The sequence below is a fragment of the Arthrobacter sp. NPDC055138 genome, from assembly GCF_053607305.1.
In genome coordinates this window covers 170,960-193,262 of record NZ_JBSGTH010000004.1, presented here as the reverse complement: position 1 = coordinate 193,262, position 22,303 = coordinate 170,960, and the positions used below count along the sequence as shown (strand labels likewise).

Sequence of the window (22,303 nt, the reverse complement as noted above, 5' to 3'; positions counted from 1 at the left end):
CACCATATTTCAGTCAATCACCAGACAAGGACAGCATCATGCACCACGTTATTGACGGCGTCCAGGACCTGACCCTGGAGTTGTTCGAAGATGTCACCCGCCATGGCGGAACCATCCAACTCTCCAGCGCCCTGAAGCAGAGGATAGACGAACGGCGCGCCGAATTTCTCGCTTTTGTGGAGTACAACCGAGAAGTTCGGCTTTATGGCATCACAACGATGCATCATGTGGGCGCCAAGAATGTGATGGAAGACGTGGCACTGAGTGAATACTCCACCCGTATGCCGGCGTCCGGCTCAACCTTCGGGCCGGGACTGCCGGACCGGCTAGCCAGAGGAATCATCGTCGCGCGGTTGGCGGACTTCCTCAATGGCACCGGCTGCCTGCGTTCCGAGACGGTCGAACGGATCACCGACATGCTCGCCGAACCCGAGCAACCGTTCGTTCCAGAACGCGGCTGCGGCGAGCCGGGCGACATCATCCCCTTGGGCTATCTATTCCGGAGGCGCTTCAACGGCACGCTCAAGCTGGGCGAGGGAATGGCCATGATCAACGGCTCGCCGGTGGCCGCCGCCGCCCTGGCTGACGCCGCGCTGGGAGCGGACGGACGCGCAGACGTGGCCGAGAAGGTGTTTGCGCTGGCTGCCTTTGCCGCGGCCGCGCCCCTGGCCCATTTCGATGAATTCTTCGAAACTGCTTGGGGCGATGATTTCCAAGGCCGGTCGCTGCGCAGAATCCGTGAACTGTTAGTGGACAACCAGGATCTCCAGCAGCTGGCTTATCAGGCTCCCGTCTCATTCCGGAGCGCGCCGCGCCTGCTTGGGAGCCTCCGTCGATACGAGGCAGAAGCCTCGCGTCTGGCTTTGATCGGCCTGAGGTCTTCTTCCAACAACCCCGCGTTCCTGGGTCCCAAGGAACGCCCTCCCTTCGGTGCGGTGCTGTCCAACGGCGGATACCACAACGCGTTCGCATCCGCTGCGCTTGACGGCCTCACCCGGTCGTGGGCGGACACTACCCAGCTTCTCGCCGCTCTGACCAGTCAGGTGACGGAAATGCCCGGCGGCCTGCTCTACCTCGAGCCGGAGTCGGAGGTGTCCACCCTCTACCACGTAGCCACGGGTTGGGCAGAGGAGGCGCGCGCCGCCGCCACTCCCACCCTGCTTTCACTGGGCAACGGAGGTCAGACTGACACCGGAACACTGGACCTCATGGCGTGGAGGAAGGCTGGGGAGGCCAAGCTCGCGCTGGAGGCTGTCGCCACCGTACTCGCGGTCGTCGCTGCCCACACGGCCAGCCGGAAAAATCTGCTCGCCGGTGGTGAGCTTGGCGAATTCCAGCTCGACATACTCGAACGATTCCCTGTCGGGACGCAGCCCGTCGATTTCCATGGCGCGCTCGGAAAATTGAGGGAGTACCTTACGGCCGCTCCGGCGCTGACCGAGCAAGAGGCTCATTTGATCTAGCGGGCTCTCATCAGATGCGCCATCCGCGGATGTTGGACGTTCTTAGCGTCCGACGCCCGCAGACGGAGGTATCTCGCGCATTTACAGTTTCTACGTGCGACTTTCAACCGATATAGCGTCTTTCTCTTGCGGACTTCCGGGCGGGACGGGAGAGGTAGAACCTGGAGGGCAGAGGCGTAATACGTCAGCTCCCCGTAGTCGTCGCTAATCCACGTCTTCGGCCAAAGTCAGGTGCTCGCGCGCAGCATCTCTTCGGCGTCTTGCGGGGAGATCAGCCAGACACGCCGTCGTAGTAGCGCCCTGCAGCCTTTGCACCACCTTGGAGCCCTGTATGTTCGGCCGGTTCACCGGTTCACCGGTTCGCGGTGTGCAGCATAGGTGCTGGGAATGTCGTGGACCTTCTTGAATCGAACGGTGCCCGGCCTGCTGATGCAGGCCGGGCACCGTTGCGTTTTCAGCGTGTTTGCCCAGTTTTTTTAATCCGTTGCCGGTAGATGGGGTTGAGACGTGATGGGTTGGTGGTCTGGTCAGCGGCTGGATTGAGGCTGTGTTGGAGTAGGTCCTGTCGCTGGGAGCGGCGCGGGCTTCCACTTGCCCGGCTGATTTCTTCTCCTGGTCGTGGTGAGGGCTTCCCGCTCCCACGGCTTCAGAAATTCAGGACAGGCTTGGGGATCGATCCGCAGGCCGGCCGCCAGATGGCCGATGGCTCGGAACAGGCTGGTGATGGGCTGCAGTGCCGAGAGCGGAGCAAAGAGGTGGACTGCAAAGCGCGCGGAAGCCGGGCGGCCTCATGGCGTCATATTTGAAGAACTGTTGCCCGTTGATTGACCGCGGATCTACGTGGTCCTAGGTTGATGACTGAATCAAGAGTGCCAACGACAAGCTCTGGCTGGTTGGCCGGCAACCCTCTCGCGTAGCGGGGTGCTCCAGGTGACGATTCGGCCTCCGGGCGGAGTCAAGAAGGTCCCGCTGCCCGAAGGCCACCGCTCGATGACACGGTAAACAACTGCCACGGCACGCCCCGCTCGCCAGCTGCTTCCCCACCTGCAGCCCTGGCCATCGCAACTGTCTCGCCCAAGTGCCGTTCAGCTTCGGAATGACGACGACGGTCCGGTCGCCATCCTGCACCGCGCCGGGTTCGGCGACGGCCCTGGGCACAGCGGCCGCGGGAGCCGCAAATCAGCCAGCGAGTTCGACGACTTCGAACTCCGGCAGGTCCATGCCGCTGGCCACCGGGGCCTGTGCGCTGTGGTCGCGCGGGGCGCGGTTGTCGCGCCAGTTCTCGAAGTCCTCGCCGGTCTCGGTGGCCGGTTTCCCCGAGCATGAAGCAGTAGGCCGCTGCGTCAGGTTCAAGCCAAACCCCCGGCCTTGAGCGCGATCGGGAATACAGGTGCCCTGCCGACGCCTGAGGGGGCAAGAAAGGTATGCGCGCGCCCTTTCCGCCGTCTTGCCCCGGCCGATAGTCGCCAGCGGACGGCGATGCCATGTCCAGGCCGTCCGCCACGTCTCACAAAAGGACCACCATGAACCAGATCGTCCACGATCGCCCGTAACGGCTCGCCCTCATTCAGGCAGGGCTCCTGCAGGGCGAAACTGTCTATGCCGTCTACGACTGCATCGGCGTGGGCACCGGTTTCGTAGGCATTACCGACAAGCGTGTGGTCATCCAGGACAAGAGCTTTGTCGGCGGCAAGATGGCCATCACGTCCGTGCCCTACAAGAACATCCGTTCCGTCTCCATGGTCTCCAACAAATCGATGCTCGGGAAGTTCGCCTCGACTTCCTCGATCGCCATCAACACCGGAGGCGGCGTCCAGCAGGCCGACTTCCGGGGCGACGAGAAAGCCGCTCTCGTGAGTGATGGGTCTCCGGAAGCTCGTCACGGCGAAACTTGTTCCCTGGTTGATGGCGAGGTAAATCGGCTCGTCGGGCTGGCCAAGCCGACGAGCCATCAGTTCCGAGAGCGTCGCCCACGGGGTCTGTCCACGGACGGCCGCGATTCCCTCTACTCGCCGACGGAAGGCTGATGGCCGATCCACCGAGGTGCGCACAGTTGAATCCTCATTGCCTCCCGGCGGCATCACAGCGTCATGCCAACCCACGGCAATGCCAGTACGACGTCGGCGCTGGCACCCATGGATCCCGTCCCGCCTCCTCTGGATGGCGGGGTTCTGCTGACAGGCAAGCCCGGACGATGCTTTGGCCAAGCAGATCTCCAGTTGCAGCCTCAGTGTATGGCCCTTCAGCTGTTCCTGTTGCGCTCAGACCCGCGAACCCTGTTGCCCTCGTGCACACGCTTTCCTATAGTTGCTGTCGAAGACCCCGGAACGATCACTGGCTCGCCATATCGCCGGGGTTACGCCTTTAACGGGCACGCTTGGTCCGTAAGCCCGCCGTCCGTCGGGCGTGATTTTGTCACCGATGGCTGCTAGTCGACTGTGTTGCACCGAGACTTTCGAGTTCTCTCACGACCGCCTTTAGGACCTTGCTACCACCAAGGACATAACTTATGCATATTTATGTCGCCACAGGGGGCACGTGTCGTAAAACGCATAAGTTATGCATAACATGTCTATATGGAGGTCAAAGAAATTTCAAAGCTAGTGGCTGCTGGCGAATCTCTGACCGTTGAGTTCAAACATCGCCGCTCTCGAAGCGACTTCACGGATAACGACCTTGTCGAGACCGTGGCTTGTTTTGGCCAATGGACGCGGAGGGACACTCTTCATCGGCGTTGACGATGATCGCTCGATCTCTGGCTGCTACCCGTGGCACGGTGAACGAACAGATCCGGCCAAGCTGGAAGCCTTGATCCAAAACAGAACCAGGCCCAGCCTCCCCACCCAGATTGAGGTCCTGTCTGTCGAAGGCGTTGACGTCGTGGTCATCAAAATCCCGGACCAAGATATGCCCGTCGGCACCAGCCGCGGCGTGTACCAGCGACGGGCAATGAAAACCGATGGCACGCCCGAGTGCATAGCTTATGAACCACACGACTTGTTGCTGAGCCAGTTCAGCGCCAGCGGCAAGGACTGGGCGGAATTGCCTGCCCTTTCTGCCTCGATGTCAGACCTTGATCCACAAGAATTTGATAGGTTTCGTAGGCTCTGCGCCGCTGCTTCCGGGGACCGGTCACTGGCCGAGCTCGCCGACGTTGAGATCCTGAGAGCGCTCGCCCTCACCGACCCCCTTCATGGTGGCTCGCCAACGCTGGGCGCCATTCTCTTGTTCGGCACAGAAGAGGCTATCGCCCGCTGGGTGCCGAATCACGAAGTGGCCTTTCAAGTTCTGGAACGAACGCGTCTGAAGACCAACGATTTACTGAGGTCGCCGTTGTTTAAGGTTGCCGAGGAGCTTCAAGAACGACTTGAAGCGAGAAATACGGAAGATGAGATGCAGCTTGGACTCCTGCGTCTTTCTCTTCCGCGGATCCCCATGTCAGTCGCTCGCGAAGCTATCGCCAACGCATTAGTTCACCGTGACTATACGAGTCTCGGCCCGGTCTCCGTATCCCTCAAAGACGATGCCTTCTCGGTCAGCAGCCCCGGCGGATTTCCGCGTGGCATAACAATGGAGAATCTCCTCGATTCGTCACAACCCCGAAGCCGGGCTCTCGCCGACGCTTTCAAACGTGCTGGCCTCGTTGAACGTTCTGGACGGGGCGTCAGCATCATGTACCGGGAAATGCTGCGGCTCGGCAGAAATGAGCCTGACTATTCGAGAAGCAGCGACACCCGGGTCGTTGTCACGTTTCCGGTGGAGGCAGCCGACAAGGACCTGGTCGCCTATGTGCACGGCATTCAAACCGATGGTCATGAGCTTACGCTGAACGAGTTGCGGGTTCTTCACATTCTGCGCGTCGATGGAGCCGTCACACTGATGGACTTGACCGATGACCTGGACACGCCAAAATCGCAACTTCGACCCGTCCTCAACCGCATGGAGGAGAAAGGCATGCTTGAAGTGCGGGGCTCCGGAAGAAACCGCGAGTATCATCTGCCGCCGGCCTTTTACGAGAATGCTGTACGCCGCAGCGATTACGTCCGCTCGGTCGCTGTGGAGGCCATGAGACGTGAGGAAATGGTACTCAAATACATCCGTGAGTTCGGACGCATAACGCGACGAGAAGCAGCCGAGTTATGCGGGATCAGCACTACTGCCGCTTCACAGCTCCTGCGTTCAATGGCTGCATCAGGTGATATCCAGATGCAGGGTGAACGGCGCGGTGCACATTACATGCTGACTGATAGCACCGGAGGCACATAGGCTCACCCGTCCTGCTGGACGCTTACGATACTGCGAGCCTGCATGTCCAGCAGGAGATCTCGTTGAGCCGCTACAGCGCTTGCGGGTGCCAAGTCCTCTCACCGGCACCTGTGTTGGCTTGACCCGTTGCATGGCCTTGGACCATGGGCCGGATGGAGTCCGGCCCGACATCGTGTGCCCGTCCATCGTGAGCACACCCAAGCTGGAGAACTCAAAAAAGCCGAGGCTCCCGAGACCGCCAACGAGTGGCTGTCGGCCATTCCCCTAGGGAGGGCCGCCCTGCCGCGCGAGGTAGCCGCAGTCATCTGCCATCTGGGCAGCGACGCCTCATTCACCAACGGACTGGTGTACGACCTCGGCGGCGGCTCCACCGCCGGCCGGTTCATACCTCATGAAGGCACGGAGTCCGTCGCCGAGGAGTTGACCCACTCGTGAAACTTGGGATGCGCCGGTAAATCTGATTCACTCTCCCATCTGCGACGTGCGTTATCGCCAACATCTGGACGCTAGCCAGGCTTGGCAACCCCCAGAAGTTATAAGATACCGAGCCCGTGTCTTATAACTTCGGCGTCTTTCTAAAAGGTTCGAGTGGGGTCAGAGCGCATTTCAAAAGCTTTGGCACCAGAGTCTCTAAGTTTTCATCGTGCAGACACGACGCCATAAGTCCGCGGTTGGGTCGCGACGGAGGTTTGGAAGGCTGTCACCGGAGATATAGCGCTCGACTCATGAGTGCTGTTGACTTGCCGGGCCGATCTCCGGCGCGGCAAGCCAAACTGCTACAGCGCCTGCGGGTGCCAGGTCCTCTCGCCGGGGGCAGCAGCGAAAGCGACGCCGCCGGCCGGGGAGTAGTCCGGCCAGGCGAGGCCGGTGGGCGGCATGAAGTCGGCGGGGAGCAGGGCTTCAGTGGGGTCCGCGGCCTTGCGCTGCTTGAACTCGTCGGCTGCCGAGACCAGCAGTTCCGGCGAGGTCAGCATGTCCACGAAGGTGCCGGCGATGGTCTTGCCGGCCACTTCGATGGTCGGGTCGATCGCGGCGGGGATGCCGCCGAGGGCGTTCATGACCCAGCCGGGGTAGGCGCCCTTGCCAGGTGCTGGTTTGAGCGCGGGCCGGGAGATGTAGAACCGGACGGTCGGGGCGTAGTGCGTCATCTCCACGTAGTCGTCGCTGGTCCAGTTCTTCTGCCACGGGGCCAGATGCTCGCGCAAAGCAGTTTCGGCGTCCTGCGGGGAGATCAGCGATTCGCACTCGTCCAGGAAGGGCTTGTCCATCGGCTCAATCCCGAGTCCGGACTGGATCTCACGCGCGGCGGCCACGGCGTCGTCGTTATATACAGGAGCGCCGACCTGCTCAAGGTTGTTGTAGAGCGCCTGCGCCAGCACGTGGTTGGTGATGCCGGGGCGGTTGCGGGCCACCCAGGTGGTCTCCACCCGGCAGTGCGCCATCGCCGCGGCGTGCTCGGCGTTGCGGTCCAGCACGGCGAGCACATGCTCGGCCATCTCCAGCGTGGGGCAGCGCCAGGAGTACTGGATCTGCGCGATCCGCGCCGGCAGGTTGTCCGCCGTCGCCTGCCCGGAGCCGAGGATCGCGTCCGAGAGGCTCCAGCCGCCGAAACTGGGCAGCATGGCGTCCTGCATTACCCGCGAGCTGGTGTACATCTGCATCAGCGCCACGTTCGCTCCCGGAGCGCGGGCGGCGGAGTGCGACGCCGGGATCGGCGAATTCGGGTTGGCCGAGAGCTGCCAGGTCTCCGGCTCGTCGCAGATGAACGAGTAGACCTTGGAGTAGTAGCTGCCACACTGGGTGTCCCAGCGGGCGGTGTTGCACAGCGGCAGCATGTAGAACGGGTGGAAGCTGACAATCGCGTCCACGCCGTCGTAGTAGCCGCGCAGCCCGTGCACCACCTTGGAGCCCTGCACCTTCTCCGCCGGTTCGCCGGTGTAGCGCAGGGTGCCGGCGATGCCGTGGACCTCCATGGCGTGCTTGGTGCCCAGCAGCCCGGCCAGCGTGGAGATGCCCAGCGCCGAGTGCGGGTCGGTGTGGCCGGGGGCGAACGCGCTCAGCCCGTCGCGTGGGGTTTCCTCGGTGGAGGCGGCCTGGCAGTTGCCCGGCACGGCGTCGTACTCGGCGTAGGTCAGCAGCACCGGCCCGCCGCTCCCCTGCGTCCACTCGGCCTTGAACGCGGTGGGCATGCCGCCGCTGCCCTCCTCCACCTCGAAGCCCTCGGCGCGCAGCCGCTCCACGTACCAGGCGGCCGACCGGTATTCGCGCCAGGCCGGCTCGGCGAGCTCCCAGATGTGCCGGTGCCATTCGGAGAGCCGGTCCATGTTGGCGTCGATCCACTCCCGCGCGGTGGCCTTGGCCTCGGCGGCGAGGCTGGCTGGGACGGCGGTGGCTTCCTGGGTGGTGCTCACGGGTAGGTCCTTTCGGGTGGTGCTGTTAATAAGGTGCAGAGGAAAGTACGACGGCGGTGCTCGGGTCTCCCCGCGCTCACTGGCGCTCGCTTGGTCGACCACCGAGCCTCGGGTGGTCGATGGAGGCGCGCCAGCGCCGAGTAGAGACCGGTCGACCACCGGGTTCGCGCTTACTCGAACAACTGCGTGGGAACGTGCAGAAGGCGCACTCCGCCGGCGTCGATGGCGGCCGCGAGTGCTGGCGCAAAGTCCTCGGCGGCGGTGATCCGTTCGCCGTGGCCGCCGAAGGCGGTGGCCAGGGCGGCCCAGTCGGGCTGGACCAGGTCCACGCCCACCGGCGCGATCCCGCGGTCCAGCTCGTTCTGCCGGATCTCGCCGTAGCCGCCGTTGTCCGCGCAGACCACCACCAGGTCCAGCCGCTGCTCCACCGCGGTGGCCAGCTCCTGGACCGCGAACATCAGTGCTCCGTCGCCGAGCACGCAGACCACCGGCCGGTCGGGCGCGGCCACCTTGGCGCCGATCGACGCCGGCAGGCCGTAGCCCAGTGTGGCGTAGGCGGGCGTGTAGAGGAACGAGTGCGCCCGCTCCTGCGGCACAAAGCTGGCGGTGCCGAAGTACGTCACCTGCGAGGAGTCACCGCCGAGCACCGCGTTGGCCGGCAGCACGGAGGCCACTTGTTCGGCGAGCGCCGCCAGCGGCGGGGCCAGCTCGCGGGCCGCATCGCGCAGCACCGGACGCAGCCGCGCCACGCGGTCGGCACCGCTGTCTCGACGGTCTCGGGTCTCCACGCGCTCGGTCTCCACGTGCTCGGTCTCCACGCGCTCGCTGGCGCTCGCTTGGTCGACCACCGAGCGCTCGACGCCGCCGTCGTTATTTTCCTGCAGTGCGGCGAGCAGCTGGGGCACGACGGCGGCGCTGTCACCGACCAGCGGAACGTCGGCCACAACGTTCTTGGCCATCTGGCCGGGCAGGATGTCCACCCGGATCACCGTGCCGCTTGGGTGCAGCTGGTTGAACCAGAGTTCGGCCTCGCCCACCTTGGAACCGATCACCAGCAGCACGTCGGCTTCCTCGCAGAGCTGCTGCGCGGCGGGCAGCCGGATGTCCGAGCCCAGCGCCAGCGGATGCGATTCGGGCACCGCGCCCTTGCCGTTGAGCGTGGTGACCACGGGGGCATCCAGCGCTTCCGCGAACTGCAGCAGGTGGTGGCCGGCGCGCAGCGACCCGCCGCCGGCCAGAATCACCGGCCGGCGCGACTCGGCCAGCAGCTGCGCGGCGTGACGGATGGCCTGGGCGGAGGCGCCGGCCGGCTCGCGCGGGGCGACCGGCTCCAGCAGCTCCGCTGGGCAGTCGCTCGGGCCTTCGAGCACGTTGAGCGGGACCTCGATGTGCACCGGCCTCGGTCGGCCGTAGCGGAACAGCTCAAACGCGTCGTGGATAGCCTGCGCGGCCTCGGTCCCGGAGTGCACGCGGCGCGACCACTCCACAATCGCGCCGGCCGCACCCGTGGCGTCCTTGGTTTCATGCAGCGCGCCGACATCGGCGAACTCCTCGCCCTCGGGCACACCCGGGGACAGGATGATCAGCGGCCGCGACTCGCAGTACGCGGTGCCGGCTGCGGAGAGCGCGTTGAGCAGGCCCGGTCCGGAGGTTGTGATCACGACGCCGGGCAGCCCGGTCTGCTGCGACCAGCCGTCGGCGCCGTACCCGGCACCTTGTTCATGCCTGCTGGTCACCGCTCGGATGCCCAGCGGCGCTAGATGCCGGTAGAACTCCAGGTTGTGCGTGCCGGGGATGCCGAACACCGCGTCGATCCCGTAGTTGCGCAGCAGCGTCAGTACGCTCAGGCCCACATTGTCGGCCACCACGCCGTCCGGCAGCTGGACGTCCTGTTGCACCCGCTGCGCGGTCTGCTCAGACATGGCCGCCTCCGGCGAGCGCCGGCTCGCTGGTTCGGCTGGGCTCGGCCTCGAACGCCGGTCTGCCGCCCACCCAGGTCTGAAGCACCTGGATCTGCGCGATGGTCTCCGGAGCCACGGCCAGCGGGTCCGCGGAGAGCACGGCGAAGTCGGCGCGCTTGCCCACGGCCAGCGAGCCGAGGTCGTCCTCGCGTCCCAGTGCCCGGGCGCCGTTGAGTGTGTGCCCCTCCAGCGCCTCGGCGGCGGTGATCTTCAGTGTGTCCGGGCCCAGCTTGTGGCCGCGGCGGGTTACCCGGGTGACGGCGGCCTGGATGGCTTCCAGCGGGCGCGGTTCGGCTACCGGTGCGTCGGAGCTGAGGGTGACCGGCACACCGGCGTTAATGAATTCGCCCAGCGGGTTGAACCGCTCCCCCGGAGTCCCGACCGCGGCGGTCACGCCTTCGCCCCAGTTGTAGTAGTGCTGCGGCTGGTTCACCGGGAAGATGCCGGCGTCGGCCATCCGGCGGATCTGCTCCGGCGTCGGCAGTCCGCAGTGCTCGATCCGGTGCCTAGCGTCGGAGTCCGGGTGCTCGGCCTGTGCCGCCTCGATAGCGGAAATCACCATCTCCAGCGCCGTCGGCGACTGCGCGTGCGTCGCGGTCTGCAGTCCGGCCGCGTGCGCCTTCAGGATCAGCGCGGCGTAGTCGGCCGGGTCGTGGTAGAGCTGGCCGGTGCGGCAGGGGTCGCCCACATAGCCGTCCGGGAAGTAGGCGGTCCAGCCGCCCAGCGTGCCGTCCGCGTAGAACTTGAAGCCGGCAAAGCTCAGGTGCGCGTTGCCGAACGCCCCGGTCATGCCGATCTCCAGTCCCTCCTCCAGCAGGTGGGAGAGGAAGTACATGCTGTAGCGGATCTTCAGCTGGTCGGCCTCGGCCAGCCGCAGGTACATGTCGAACTCGCGGCGGGAGACCTGGGCGTCGCCCACCGTGGTCACGCCGCCGGTCAGGAAGTCCTGCTGCGCCGCGGCCAGCTGACGCAGGTGCTCCTCCGGCGCGTCGGCCAGGTGGAAGTTGGGGCCGTGGTGGCCCACCTTCACCCCGCCGAGACCGGTCAGGATGTTGCACGCGGCGTCGGACAGCTCGCCGGTCAGCTCGCCGTCGGCGTCGCGGAAGAACTCACCGCCGGCCGGATTCGGGGTGTCCCGGGTGATGCCGCCCCGCTCAAGCGTGTAACTGTTCACCACGCCGCCGTGTCCGGAGGCGTTCATCAGGTACACCTCGCGGTCTGCGGCCACCTGGTCCAGTTCCTGCCGGGTGGGGTGCCGGCCCTCGGCCAGGTTGCGGTGCTCGTAGCCGTAGCCGCGCACCGGCTGCCCGGCCGGCGCGGTCTCCGCGGCCGCGCTCAGCAGCGCCACGATCTCCGGGATGCTGCCAGCCTGGTCCGGCCCGCAGTCCACCCAGGTTTTCATCTGCCCGTACATCAGCGGGTGCGCGTGCGGGTCGATGAACCCAGGCACCACGGTGGCCTCGCCCAGGTCCCGGACCTCCGGCTCGCGCAGTCCCAGCGCGGCGGCGGCCTGGCGGCATTCGGCCTCGGTGCCGACGGCGGCCACCCGCCCGGCGGCGACCAGCATCGCCGTCGCGCCCTTGCCGGACGGGTCCAGCGTGTGGATGGTGCCGGCGGTGACCAGCAGTGGTTGGAAATCGGCGCTGTCGTCGAACGTCTTCAGCTTGCGCATTACTTAAAGCTCTCCTTCTTCCACATACCTTCAATGCCCGGGCCCTCATGCTTGCCGGCATCCCCGCCGCCTGTGCTCTCAGGGCGGGCGGCACCGCCCGCGGCACCATCTGAACCAGCGGCATCGTCGAACACGTTCTCGTCAACGTGCTGCGGCGCGATCGCCAAGCAGAAGAGGCCCAGCGCACCCATAGCGGCGAACATTCCGATCACCGACCACACGGTGCCGGTCGCATCCCACAGCAGTGTGGCGGCCAGCGGGGACAGGCCCGCCCACAGGGCGGCAGCCACGCCGTAGGAGAGCGAGATGGAGGTGTAGCGCGCCTGCGGCTTGAACAGCTGGGACAGGATGGTGGCCACCGGAGCGTAGGTGAAGTTCATCGCCACGCGGACCACGGCGAAGGCCACGAAGATCATCCACTCCGGTCCGGTGGACATCAGCAGGAACTGCGGCACGATGAACACCACGGAGCCGATCAGGCCGATGGCCATCACGCGCTTGCGGCCCCAGGTGTCGCCCAGCCAGGCGATGCCCAGGCAGGTGATCAGCTCGAAGAACGCCGCCACGGACATCGCGTTCAAGATCAGCGTCTCGTCCAGGCCCACCGACGGGTCGGTGCCGTAGGCGGTGGCGAAGGTGGTGGCCAGATAATAGCCGCCGGTGGAGATGGGCAGCAGGCCGATGCCGATCAGGATCGGCTTCCAGTTCTTGCCCAGCGCGTACTTGATCGGGACAGTCTGTTCCTTACCCTCCACCTTGTCCTCGAAGACCGGGGATTCCTCCACCCGGTAGCGCACCCAGAAGCCCACGGCGATCAGCACCACGGAGAGCAGGAACGGAATGCGCCAGCCGCCGTCCACCAGGAACGTCTCGCCCTGTGCGGACAGGATGCCGAAGATCAGCGTGGCGCCCAGCGCGCCGGCCGGGTTGCCCAGCTGCGCGAAGCCGCCGTAGAACGTCTTGTGCTTCTCCGGCGCGTGCTCCACCGCCATCAGCACGGCGCCGCCCCACTCACCGCCCACGGCCAGACCCTGCAGCACGCGCAGCAGCACCAGCATCACAGCGGCCCAGGAGCCGATGTTCTCGTAGGTGGGCAGCACGCCCACCAGCACGGTGGACAGGCCCATCACCAGCAGCGTGATCACCAGCGACGGGCGCCGGCCGAACTTGTCGCCGATGTGCCCGAAGATGATCCCGCCCAGCGGCCGGACCAGGAAGCCCACCGCGTAGGTGGCGAAGGCGGCGGCGATGCCGGCCAGCCGGTCCGCCTCGGGGAAGAAGATGGGGCCGAAGACCAGGGCCGCGGCCGTGGCGTAGATGTAGAAGTCGTACCACTCGATGGCGGTGCCGACGAAGGCCGCGAATCCTGCGCGCCGCGCCTTTGCGTGGCTGAACTGCGGCCGGGCTGCTGATGTGTGTGACATGGTCTTCCACCTTGGGGTGTAGGCATGGATGCCGGTGTGATCCATGCAACTGTAGGACCGGTTCAATGATCCGACAAGAGCAGAAATTCTGCGTTACGGCCCGCTGAATTCAGTTTTGCGCAGGTTCCCGCGCATTGTTTCTCCGGAGTGCTTGCATGTGCGCTGTATCACTGGATAATTGACGACGACGGTGCTCACTTGGGAGGTTCAGAAAACTTTGGCGATCCCCACCGAAACGATCGACACAAAACTCGTCCGTGCCCTGCAGCAGGAAGGCCGGGCCAGCTACCAGGACCTGGCCCGCGACCTCGGCCTCCCTCGGGCCACGGTCTCGGCCCGGCTGCGGGAACTGCTGGACAGCCACACCGTCCGAGTGGTGGCCGCGGTGGATCCGGCATTCCTCGGCCAGCACGTGATCGCCCACGTCTCCGTGGTGGCGTCCGGACCGGTGCGGCATATCGCCGAGCGGCTGGCCGAATGGCCGGAGGCGGTGCTGGTCTCGGCCGTCGGCGGCACCCACGATCTGGTCGCCGAGATCCGCGTGTCCACGCACGATGAACTGCACGGTGTGCTCACCCGGCTCCGCGAGCACCCCAACGTTGCCTACATCGACACCTTGGTCTACACCCGGCTGGTCAAGGGCTTCTTCATCTCGCAATACGCCGGCGAGGTCACCATCGACGGCGTGGACACCCAGCTCATCGAAATCCTGCAGAAGGACGGCCGGACTAGCTACCGTGACCTCGCTGCCGCCGTGGGCCTGACACCCACTGCCGTACGCTCCCGCGTGCAGCGCCTGCTGGACACCAGGATCATCCGTATCAGCGCGGTAGAGTCCCGCGGCGCCGGCGGCCGGCAGCTCTCCATGGGCGTCGGCCTGAACATCGCCGGCAGCAACGACGCCGTCCTCGAACTCCTGCGCAACTCATCCCACGTGGAATTCGTCGCCCAGACCGTCGGCCGCTTCGACGCCATCACCACGCTCGCCGCCCAATCCCCCCGCGATCTCCTCGCCCAGCTCGAAGAAATCCGCAGCCTCCCCGCCGTCAGCCGCACTGACTCCTGGCTCCACCTGGAAGTCATCAAGGAAGACTACGCGCGGAGGATCTCGTAAAACAAGCCACCCTCGGCAAGCCAAATTCGTCCATGTTGCGGTCGGGCTACGACAGGGAAGCCGACGATCGTCACAGCATACAGCCGCTCGTAGCCCGAACAACCGCACTGGCCTCCCTACCGCATCGCGCTAGGCTCTCCGAACAACTTACGGCCAGCGCCGGCCTATGAGCTGCGATCCTTGCCCCAGCCACGGTCCCCGTGAACTGCCCCGTCCAAGAGATCAAGTGGGCCGAGAAGGCCAAAGGATTGGCTCAGAAGAGCCAGCTCCGTGAACTCTCGGGGAAGGGGTCTAGGCATGGATTTTGCTGCTTTCTCGATATTTGCACGCGAAAAGTCAGCACCGCGCATCGTCGTTAGCCAGGACTTGAACGCCATCTTGGTTCGCCCGTCCCTGCGCGCCCGATCATACTCGGTCTCAAGGTCCTCCCATCGGCGTGCGCCGGACACGAAGTCGGTGACAGGCAGGTAGCAGAGAATGTCGCGCTTAGAAAGCCCAAACGGCCTGATGCGGTGTATGACATTGCAGTCGATGGCCCGCTCTCCCAATTCTCGAAGCCACAACGATTCTCCCCCGAAACTCAAGTCCGTTAATCTGGCCAGAATCGACTTCGCGACCTTCCGTTGACCATTTTCATAAGCGCCTACAGCGGACTCCCATATTTCACTCGCCTCACGCCCAACGACGTTGTCAAGGACGAAGACCACGCTCGCTTCAGTAGCGTCAAAAAGAATTCGCGCATCCGCTATGGAACGGGCGTGGGCTGCTCCGTTGATAGGAATAATCCTGCCTCCTCCGTCGCGGATGCTATCGCCAATGAGAGTATCGAGGACTATCTCGTCGTGAATTCCCTCAACAAGCACGAAAACTCTGGTCAGCTGCAGCAGGTCGCTGGGTGCCAGACCTAAGGAATGCGCAGACTGGGACAAAGAAGCTTGAGAGCTGAGGTCCACTGAATGCAGAACGGTAGGGTATTCACGCAGCCTACTGACGTGATGAAGGATCGCGCCAACTCGTACATCGAGGAACGCAGGGGCATGAGACGCGGCCAAAACACTCAAGTTTTGAGAGGCACGACACAGACTGTTCATCGCCCGCGGCAGTTCTCGCTCACGTGCTCGGTGTAGCCCGCGTTCGGGTTCATCAATAAGGAAAATTTGCGGCCGGCTGGTGTCCTGACCTGTGATCGCCCATTGCAGCGCAGTCTTCGCCCACCTAAGTTCCGCCCCAGATAAGCGACCGAGCCCAACTTCTATATCCCCTGACTTGGCCCACCACTCGGGGACTTCACCTACAAACCATTCACTCGGTGATTTCAACTCGAGCTCGAGCGTGAAGTAGTGCGGACCGGTTAAATCTAGGAATGTGTTGGCGGCAGATGTAACCTCAGAAACCGCTAGAAGGAACCGAGGATTCAGCTGAGTTTCAGATTCGGTGGCGATGTCTATGAGCTCACCCTCGCTCTCTGCGAGGGACACGAGCAAGTTGTTGCTAGCCTCCTGTACACCCTCCATCGTTCCCCGATCGGAGATCACGTGGACGGGTGCAACTTCAATCCGTCCAAGCAGGGAGATTGGCAATGCAAAGTGAGCTGGCCAGCCACTAACGAGATCCCGCTCGACAGCACCCTTCGAAGCAACCTTGGTCCATGGGGTCTCCCATTGACCAGATATGGAGCATTCCTGGACGGCCGCCTGAACTGCTTTTATGCCGCTGGCATCCTGATTCTCAAGGACGCTTGTGAAGAAATCACGTTGTACATCGACGACCCGCTTTAGCGCGCTCCACTCTGTCTTCGAAAGCTCCGCGCTGAGATAGGAACCCCAAGCTGGTTTATTGGGCGTGCCGATCGGGACTAGAGCAAAGTGAACGTTTTGCTGCTTGGCCAGCAAGGGGTCGTCCCAGATCCAATCTGATTCCTTCTCTTCACAGAGAAAATCATTGAGCACTTCCTGCCACTTCTCGAAACGGGTCGGGCGAGGAGGCGAATCCGCTCCCATGGGATCAAGGATGGAGTCCATGAGAGCGAGCTCAAATGACGACGGTTCGAATTGACCCGGATCCGCTTCTAAGGATGTGAGCCGTATATGAAGACAGGACCGCGTTGAGCTGACACCGTACGGATGGTTCGGGCCGATTCCAGCGAGTACTGCTTCGACCTCACTCAGAACCGTCGTCTTGCCGCTGCCGTTAAGCCCGTACAACACAGACAAGCCTTCATCAAGATTTAGATGTACGGCATCAAGGGGCTCTGGACCGAAGATGCTCACTCCGACGAGCTCGAAGCCGTGTCCTGCTAGAACCACTGATTCTCCTTTGAGTGATAATTGCAATCAATTCGACGGTTCAGTTGCGCGCGGAGGCTAACTCCGCCCAGGCGGAGCTAGCCTCCGCGCGGATGGGCCGACCTTCATCCCTTTGGGCCGCCCGTAGACTGAGGTTGCTCTATAGATGCTCGTGTTTGGCAGCAGTGAGCACGAAGTCATCACTGCGTGCCCCCTGCGCCCCATCAAGAACTTGCGTCCGTTTCATCCTTGAGCTCACTGTAAGAGACGCCAACGAGAGTCCAGATACATGACACGTTGTCTACCGTTTCGTTATGTGTGCTGTATCGTTTAGCTGCACCCGTAGAACTAGTCTGGAAAAGGCATGTTTCGATGACGGAACATGATCGGCCGCGAGACCACGGGGGGACGCTTTGGACGCATTTGGCATCCGGAATCAGATGATTGAAGGATACCGGTCATTCAGCGAAGGCTTCGTCGACATCCAGGATCCAGCGATAGCCAAGGCCGTCGAAAAGCAGTCAAACGAGGGCGCCCAATGGCCAGACCCTTGGCTGTCGCTCAACCCCTCCTTCAAGACCGGCGGCACCATCAGCGAGCTGGTGGCCCGCGGTCTGCTGCACGAAGACTGCCGGCAGGTCTTCCGGATTAAGCAGAGCCGAGAGGACCAGGGCTCCCGCGAGCTCACCCTCCACCAGCATCAAGCAGATGCCATTCGGATTGCCAACACTGGCAAGTCTTACGTGCTGACTACGGGCACCGGCTCGGGCAAGTCCCTGTCCTACATCATCCCCATCGTCGACCATGTGCTCCGCAACGGCAGCGGCAAGGGCGTTCAGGCGATCATCGTCTACCCCATGAACGCATTGGCGAACAGCCAGCGGGAAGAGCTGGAGAAGTTCCTCCTCAACGGCTTCAACGGCCAACCTCCCGTGACCTTCCAGCGATACACGGGCCAGGAGGATCATGACACCCGCCAGGAAATTCTGAAGAACCCGCCCGACATCCTGCTGACCAACTACGTCATGCTCGAATACGTCCTGACGCGCCCGGATGAACGAAATTCGCTTATCAGCGCCGCCCAAGGCCTGCGATTCCTTGTCCTGGACGAGCTGCACACCTACCGAGGCCGGCAGGGCGCGGACGTTGCCATGCTAGTGCGCCGGCTCCGCGACGCCTGTGAAGCTCAAGAAACGCTGCAGTGCATCGGCACGTCAGCGACCATGTCTTCAGAGGGGACATCGGAGGACCAAAAGACCGACGTCGGCAAGGTCGCCTCACGCATATTCGGCACCGAGGTGTCGGGAGACAACGTCGTTATGGAGACGCTGGTACGCGTTACAAACGAACGGCACCCTTCCCCGGAGACTCTAAAGGCATCCGTTATAGAGCGCTCCGATACCGAATTCTCCGTCGCTGCCCTATCCTCCGATTACGGCACGCTGCAAAGCGATGGCTTGGCTTCCTGGGTGGAAGACCAGTTTGGACTGCGGCTCGAGCCAACCACGGGGAAACTGGTCCGCAGTACTCCTATGACCGTCGATCAGGCCGCCGAGAAGCTGTCGGAAGCGACAGAGGAGAGTGTCCGTGACTGCGCCCGGGCCATTCAGGCGACCCTGCTCGCAGGCTCGAAGGCAAAGCATCCGCAGACTCAGCGTCCGCTCTTCGCTTTCCGCCTGCATCAGTTTATCTCCAAAGGCGGCTCGGTTTTCGTCACGGCCGAGGACGAGGCAACCCGCATCATTGAGACCAATTTCCAGGTCATCGTAGGTCAAGAGGAGAAACGGCTCTATCCCCTTGCCTTCTGCCGTGAATGCGGCCAGGAATACCTCATGGTGACGAAGTCCGAAGGAGCATCCGGAACAAGCTTCCTCGCCCGCCATGAACTGCGCATCCAAAAGGACAATCCGGAGGGCCAGGATGGATACCTGTTTATTTCCTCCTCTCTCGAATGGCCCAAGGATCCTCTGGCCGAAGATCGTTTGCCAGCGTCCTGGCGAACCGAGACAGCGAGCGGCAACCCCACGGTTGTGGATTCCAAAAGGGGCCGGGTTCCGCAGCGCTACGTTGTCCATACGAACGGAATGGGGGCCCCAGAGGATGCGCAGTCATTCGACGGGGGCCAACTGGCCGCATGGATTCCCGGGTCCTTGGGATTCTGCCTTGGCTGCCGCGTTACCTATGAGGCTGTCCGCAGCGGTGAATACAGCAAACTTGTAACCCTAGACCAGGAAGGTCGATCCAGCGCTGTCACTGTCCTTGCAACGAAGCTTGTTCAGCTCCTCAAATCGGATGCAGGCCAGGATCTTGACACTGAAGCCAAGAAGCTTCTCACGTTTGTCGACAACCGTCAGGACGCGGCCCTGCAATCGGGCCATCTCAACGACTTTGTGCAAGTCGCACAGTTACGCGCCGCCTTGGTCCGTGCCTTGCAGCAGGCACCTGAAGAGGGCATCGACGCCACTGAGCTCGGCGATGCGCTCATCAAGTGCCTAAATCTTGCTTCCAACGAATATAGCCGGGTCGAAGATCCGCTGGATCCGCGTCCTTCCAAGCGAGCGCTTCATCAGGTCCTGACCTACCGCGCACTTCGGGATCTCCAACGCGGTTGGCGCATTACCCTGCCCAACCTCGAACAAACAGGGCTTCTCCGCGTCGACTATCCCCATGTGAAGCTACTTGCTGAGCAGGAACATCGGTGGGAAGGCGCTCATTACCTCCTGCGCGACGCCGATCCCGCCCAGCGTGAAGAAATTATCCGTGTCCTCCTCGACGAGTTCCGCAGGGTGCTCGCCATCGAAGCCGAGGAGTTTTCACAGGAGTGGCTGGACCGGCTGCGCAGCCAGAGCCATGAGCATCTCAAAGGTGCATGGTCGGTAACCGACCGCGAGCGGGCACCCGAAACGGGGTTGGCTGTTCCTGAATCATTGCGGGAAGGACAAAAGGGGCGCAACCTGCTAACCGTCACGGGCAAGAGCGGCTTCGGGCGCTGGCTCCGCCGGCCAGAGCGGCTCGGTGTCGCCCTCACCCCTTCTGAAGCCAATGAGATCATCGAGGATCTCATCCATCTGCTCGAGAAGCACGGACTAATTGCGTTCATCGTAAACGGGAGGCAACGGGGCTACCAGCTCAAACTCTCGGCGATGGTCCTTCGTCCCGGCAACGGCGAATCGGGTGCAGCCGATCCTATTAGGCGTAGCTATCACGCCGACCGCAAACCGCGCGTGGTGAAGTTCTTCAAGGATCTCTATACGGAGGGCGCGGCCGGACTATCCGGTCTCCGCGCAGCCGAACACACCGCTCAAGTACCCGGGGTTGTCCGCGAATCCCGTGAGAAAGAGTTCGGCAGCGCTGAACTTCCGCTGCTGTTTTGCTCCCCCACGATGGAACTGGGCGTCGACATCAAGTCGCTGAATGCCGTTGCCATGCGGAACGTACCGCCTACACCCGCAAATTACGCGCAGCGCAGCGGCCGTGCAGGGCGCTCGGGCCAACCGGCTCTAGTAGTGACCTACTGCGCGTCCGGGAACGCGCATGACTCCTATTATTTCGAGCGCTCCAACCTCATGGTCTCAGGGCAAGTCCAGCCCCCGCGGTTGGACTTCGCTAATGAAGACCTCGTTCGGTCCCACGTGCACGCAATTTGGCTCGCCGAGGCCCTTGCCACGACCGGAGAAGGCCTTGGCTCTTCCATGGCCCATGTCCTGGCTTTGGAAGAGCCCGGTTATCCGCTCATGACCGGAGTCGACTCTCAGCTGAAGGACACAGCTGCGGCGGAGTCGGCCAAACAACGTGCTCGCCGTCTTGTTGACGCCGTTGCCCAAGAACTTCAGAACACGATCTGGTGGGACGAACAGTGGTCCGACAGAGTCGTCGACGGGGCGTTCGCCAGCTTCGACCGAGCGTGTGAACGCTGGCGGGATCTGTACCGCCATGCCATGGCCGAACGCGAACAGGCGTATCGGGCTAGTAATGACCATTCCACGGACAGCAAAACTCGCGAAGCCGCCCGTCGACGCGAGAACGAAGCCTTCCAGCGTGTCCAGATCCTTCTAAACGACAGCGAGGGACGGGGGCAATCGGACTTCTACACCTACCGCTACCTGGCCTCCGAGGGTTTCCTGCCGGGCTACTCCTTCCCGCGCCTTCCACTGGCTGCCTTCATCCCCGGGATCAAGAGCCGCGACAATGACTACACCAGCACATGGCTGCAGCGTTCCCGGTTCCTCGCTATCAGCGAATTCGGGCCGCAGTCGTTCATTTACCATGAAGGTGCCCGTTACCAAGTCACCAAAGTCAGCCTGCCGCGCACCGGTGACAACGAGGACGCCAGTGAAGTGGCGATGTCCGAGGCTCGAATTTGTGAATCCTGCGGCTACCTCCACGAGCGAGCCGTTGGCCTTGAAATCTGCGAGCATTGCGGGGCAGCCCTCGGTGGTAGCTGGAAGAACCTCATGCAACTCCAATCGGTCATCACGGTGCGCCGAGAGCGGATCAGCGCCGACGAGGAAGAACGCAACCGACAAGGTTTCGAGCTGCTGACCAATTACCGGTTCGCCGGGGCGCCGACCAGTCCCCGCCGCGCCGAGGCGGCGGTGACGGTCGACGGCCACATCGTCGCAGACGTTACCTATGGGGACGGGGCAACCGTTCGGGTCACGAACATCGGCCGGACCAACCGCAAGAATAAGGACGACCGCGGCTACTGGCTGGACCTAACCACCGGCGCCTGGCTGAGTGAGGCGAAAGCCAACGCTGCCGACGACGAGGAACTCGATCCGGACATCGCAACTGTTGACAAGTCAAAGCGGGCCGACAAAGTCATCCCGTTCGTCGAAGACCATCGCAATATCGCCGTCCTTCGCTGGACCGAAGCAATGGATGATACAGAGGCTGTCACCGCACAGTACGCAATCGAGCGCGGGATCGAAGCTGTCTTCCAGCTGGAGGATTCAGAGCTGACCTCGGAGCTGCTACCCGATGACGGCGAGCGCGGACGCATCCTCCTGGTCGAAGCCGCGGAAGGCGGTGCAGGTGTTCTTCGCCGGCTACAGGCCGAGCAGGACGCACTGTCACGGGTTGCTGCAAGCGCCTTGGACATCCTGCATATCGACCCGAAAAGCGGCGAAGACAAACTCGATGCTTGCGTCCGCGGCTGCTACCGGTGCCTCCTGTCATACGGAAACCAGCGTTCCCACGAGAAGATCGACCGCCGGACGGTCCGTAACTTGCTGATGGACATGCAGCTGTCATCGACAATCCAGCCGGAGACTTCGGCATCACGGAAGGCGTCGGCGCCAGAAGTTGGCAATGCACCGGTCGATTTCCACGCTGCCAATCCACGTATCGTGGAACTCGGCGACTTCCTGCGTCAGAACGGCCTTCGAAACGTTGACAGCGTCGACGTCATGGTAGGGGGCCACCGGATCGAGGCAACACTCGATAACGGGGTCCTTAGGACGGCGATCCTCGTCGAGGACAACGGCAGCTCCGGCACAAGGGAAATGGAACTTGCATTCAGCGGATGGAACGTCCTGACCTTGCCCAAGCACCAGTCGGTTGAAGAATTTGTCAAAGCCCACAGTGAAACATTCGGAGAGTTGCAGTGACCACGGTCAGCGAAGAGACATTTGCAGTAGGTTCGCTCGTTAGGGCTCGGGGTCGTGAATGGGTCGTCCTTCCTGAGTCGGATGAGGCCGTACTCGTT

12 protein-coding genes and 1 riboswitch are annotated in these 22,303 nt (G+C 63.1%); of the genes, 6 read left to right on the top strand and 6 right to left on the bottom strand.

The window, feature by feature from the left end; translation table 11 throughout:
• Positions 1-38 precede the first annotated feature (38 nt).
• Entirely contained in the window at positions 39-1,463 is a 1,425-nt protein-coding gene (locus ACWF5H_RS11520) for an aromatic amino acid lyase (RefSeq protein WP_452036956.1), read from the top strand.
• Between the two features lie 861 nt (positions 1,464-2,324).
• Positions 2,325-2,431, top strand: a riboswitch (SAM riboswitch).
• Positions 2,432-2,642: 211 nt separating this feature from the next.
• Here ACWF5H_RS11520 and ACWF5H_RS11515 read toward each other — a convergent pair.
• Complete coding sequence (locus ACWF5H_RS11515; protein ID WP_452036954.1) at positions 2,643-2,816, bottom strand: hypothetical protein; 174 nt, start codon at positions 2,814-2,816, stop codon at positions 2,643-2,645.
• Positions 2,817-3,085: 269 nt separating this feature from the next.
• Here ACWF5H_RS11515 and ACWF5H_RS11510 point away from each other — a divergent pair, with 269 nt between their 5' ends.
• The 3 genes from ACWF5H_RS11510 to ACWF5H_RS11500 all read left to right on the top strand — a co-directional run bounded on the left by ACWF5H_RS11510 (position 3,086) and on the right by ACWF5H_RS11500 (position 6,164).
• A complete protein-coding gene (locus ACWF5H_RS11510; RefSeq protein ID WP_452036953.1) occupies positions 3,086-3,490 on the top strand; it encodes a PH domain-containing protein in 405 nt (134 codons plus the stop codon).
• A gap of 601 nt (positions 3,491-4,091) precedes the next feature.
• Complete coding sequence (locus tag ACWF5H_RS11505; protein WP_452036952.1) at positions 4,092-5,729, top strand: DNA glycosylase AlkZ-like family protein; 1,638 nt, start codon at positions 4,092-4,094, stop codon at positions 5,727-5,729.
• A gap of 174 nt (positions 5,730-5,903) precedes the next feature.
• Positions 5,904-6,164 carry a hypothetical protein gene (locus ACWF5H_RS11500; RefSeq protein ID WP_452036951.1) on the top strand — a complete coding sequence of 87 codons (261 nt, stop codon included), beginning with the start codon at positions 5,904-5,906 and terminating at the stop codon, positions 6,162-6,164.
• Positions 6,165-6,505: 341 nt separating this feature from the next.
• Here the strand turns inward: ACWF5H_RS11500 and ACWF5H_RS11495 are convergent, their stop codons facing one another.
• The 4 genes from ACWF5H_RS11495 to ACWF5H_RS11480 all read right to left on the bottom strand — a co-directional run bounded on the left by ACWF5H_RS11495 (position 6,506) and on the right by ACWF5H_RS11480 (position 13,197).
• Positions 6,506-8,140, bottom strand: a complete 1,635-nt coding sequence (locus ACWF5H_RS11495; RefSeq protein WP_452036950.1) for an amidohydrolase — start codon at positions 8,138-8,140, stop codon at positions 6,506-6,508.
• A 170-nt stretch (positions 8,141-8,310) separates the two neighbouring features.
• Complete coding sequence (locus tag ACWF5H_RS11490; RefSeq protein ID WP_452036949.1) at positions 8,311-10,062, bottom strand: thiamine pyrophosphate-binding protein; 1,752 nt, start codon at positions 10,060-10,062, stop codon at positions 8,311-8,313.
• Positions 10,055-11,773, bottom strand: a complete 1,719-nt coding sequence (locus ACWF5H_RS11485; protein WP_452036947.1) for an amidohydrolase — start codon at positions 11,771-11,773, stop codon at positions 10,055-10,057. The genes ACWF5H_RS11490 and ACWF5H_RS11485 overlap by 8 nt, the downstream gene beginning before the upstream one ends.
• Positions 11,773-13,197 (bottom strand): MFS transporter, encoded by a 1,425-nt coding sequence (locus ACWF5H_RS11480; protein ID WP_452036946.1) that lies wholly within the window; start codon positions 13,195-13,197, stop codon positions 11,773-11,775. Before ACWF5H_RS11480 ends, ACWF5H_RS11485 begins: the two co-directional genes overlap by 1 nt.
• A gap of 217 nt (positions 13,198-13,414) precedes the next feature.
• Between ACWF5H_RS11480 and ACWF5H_RS11475 the strand changes: the two genes are divergently transcribed.
• Positions 13,415-14,311 (top strand): Lrp/AsnC family transcriptional regulator, encoded by an 897-nt coding sequence (locus ACWF5H_RS11475; RefSeq protein WP_452036945.1) that lies wholly within the window; start codon positions 13,415-13,417, stop codon positions 14,309-14,311.
• Positions 14,312-14,475: 164 nt separating this feature from the next.
• On the opposite strand, the gene ACWF5H_RS11470 is transcribed toward ACWF5H_RS11475, so the two are convergent.
• On the bottom strand, positions 14,476-16,617 hold the full coding sequence (locus ACWF5H_RS11470; RefSeq protein WP_452036943.1) for a hypothetical protein: 2,142 nt from the start codon (positions 16,615-16,617) through the stop codon (positions 14,476-14,478).
• Between the two features lie 419 nt (positions 16,618-17,036).
• On the opposite strand from ACWF5H_RS11470, the gene ACWF5H_RS11465 reads away from it, so the two are divergent.
• Positions 17,037-22,205, top strand: coding sequence for a DEAD/DEAH box helicase (locus tag ACWF5H_RS11465; protein WP_452036942.1), 5,169 nt, complete (start codon positions 17,037-17,039; stop codon positions 22,203-22,205).
• The last annotated feature ends 98 nt before the right edge of the window (positions 22,206-22,303 follow it).

What these genes read in the sequence shown, in the direction of transcription:
- ACWF5H_RS11520 (WP_452036956.1), top strand. Translation starts at nt 39, where the DNA reads ATGCACCACGTTATTGACGGCGTCCAGGACCTGACCCTGGAGTTGTTC.
- ACWF5H_RS11480 (WP_452036946.1), bottom strand. Translation starts at nt 13,197, where the DNA reads ATGTCACACACATCAGCAGCCCGGCCGCAGTTCAGCCACGCAAAGGCG.
- ACWF5H_RS11490 (WP_452036949.1), bottom strand. Translation starts at nt 10,062, where the DNA reads ATGTCTGAGCAGACCGCGCAGCGGGTGCAACAGGACGTCCAGCTGCCG.
- ACWF5H_RS11485 (WP_452036947.1), bottom strand. Translation starts at nt 11,773, where the DNA reads ATGCGCAAGCTGAAGACGTTCGACGACAGCGCCGATTTCCAACCACTG.
- ACWF5H_RS11465 (WP_452036942.1), top strand. Translation starts at nt 17,037, where the DNA reads ATGATTGAAGGATACCGGTCATTCAGCGAAGGCTTCGTCGACATCCAG.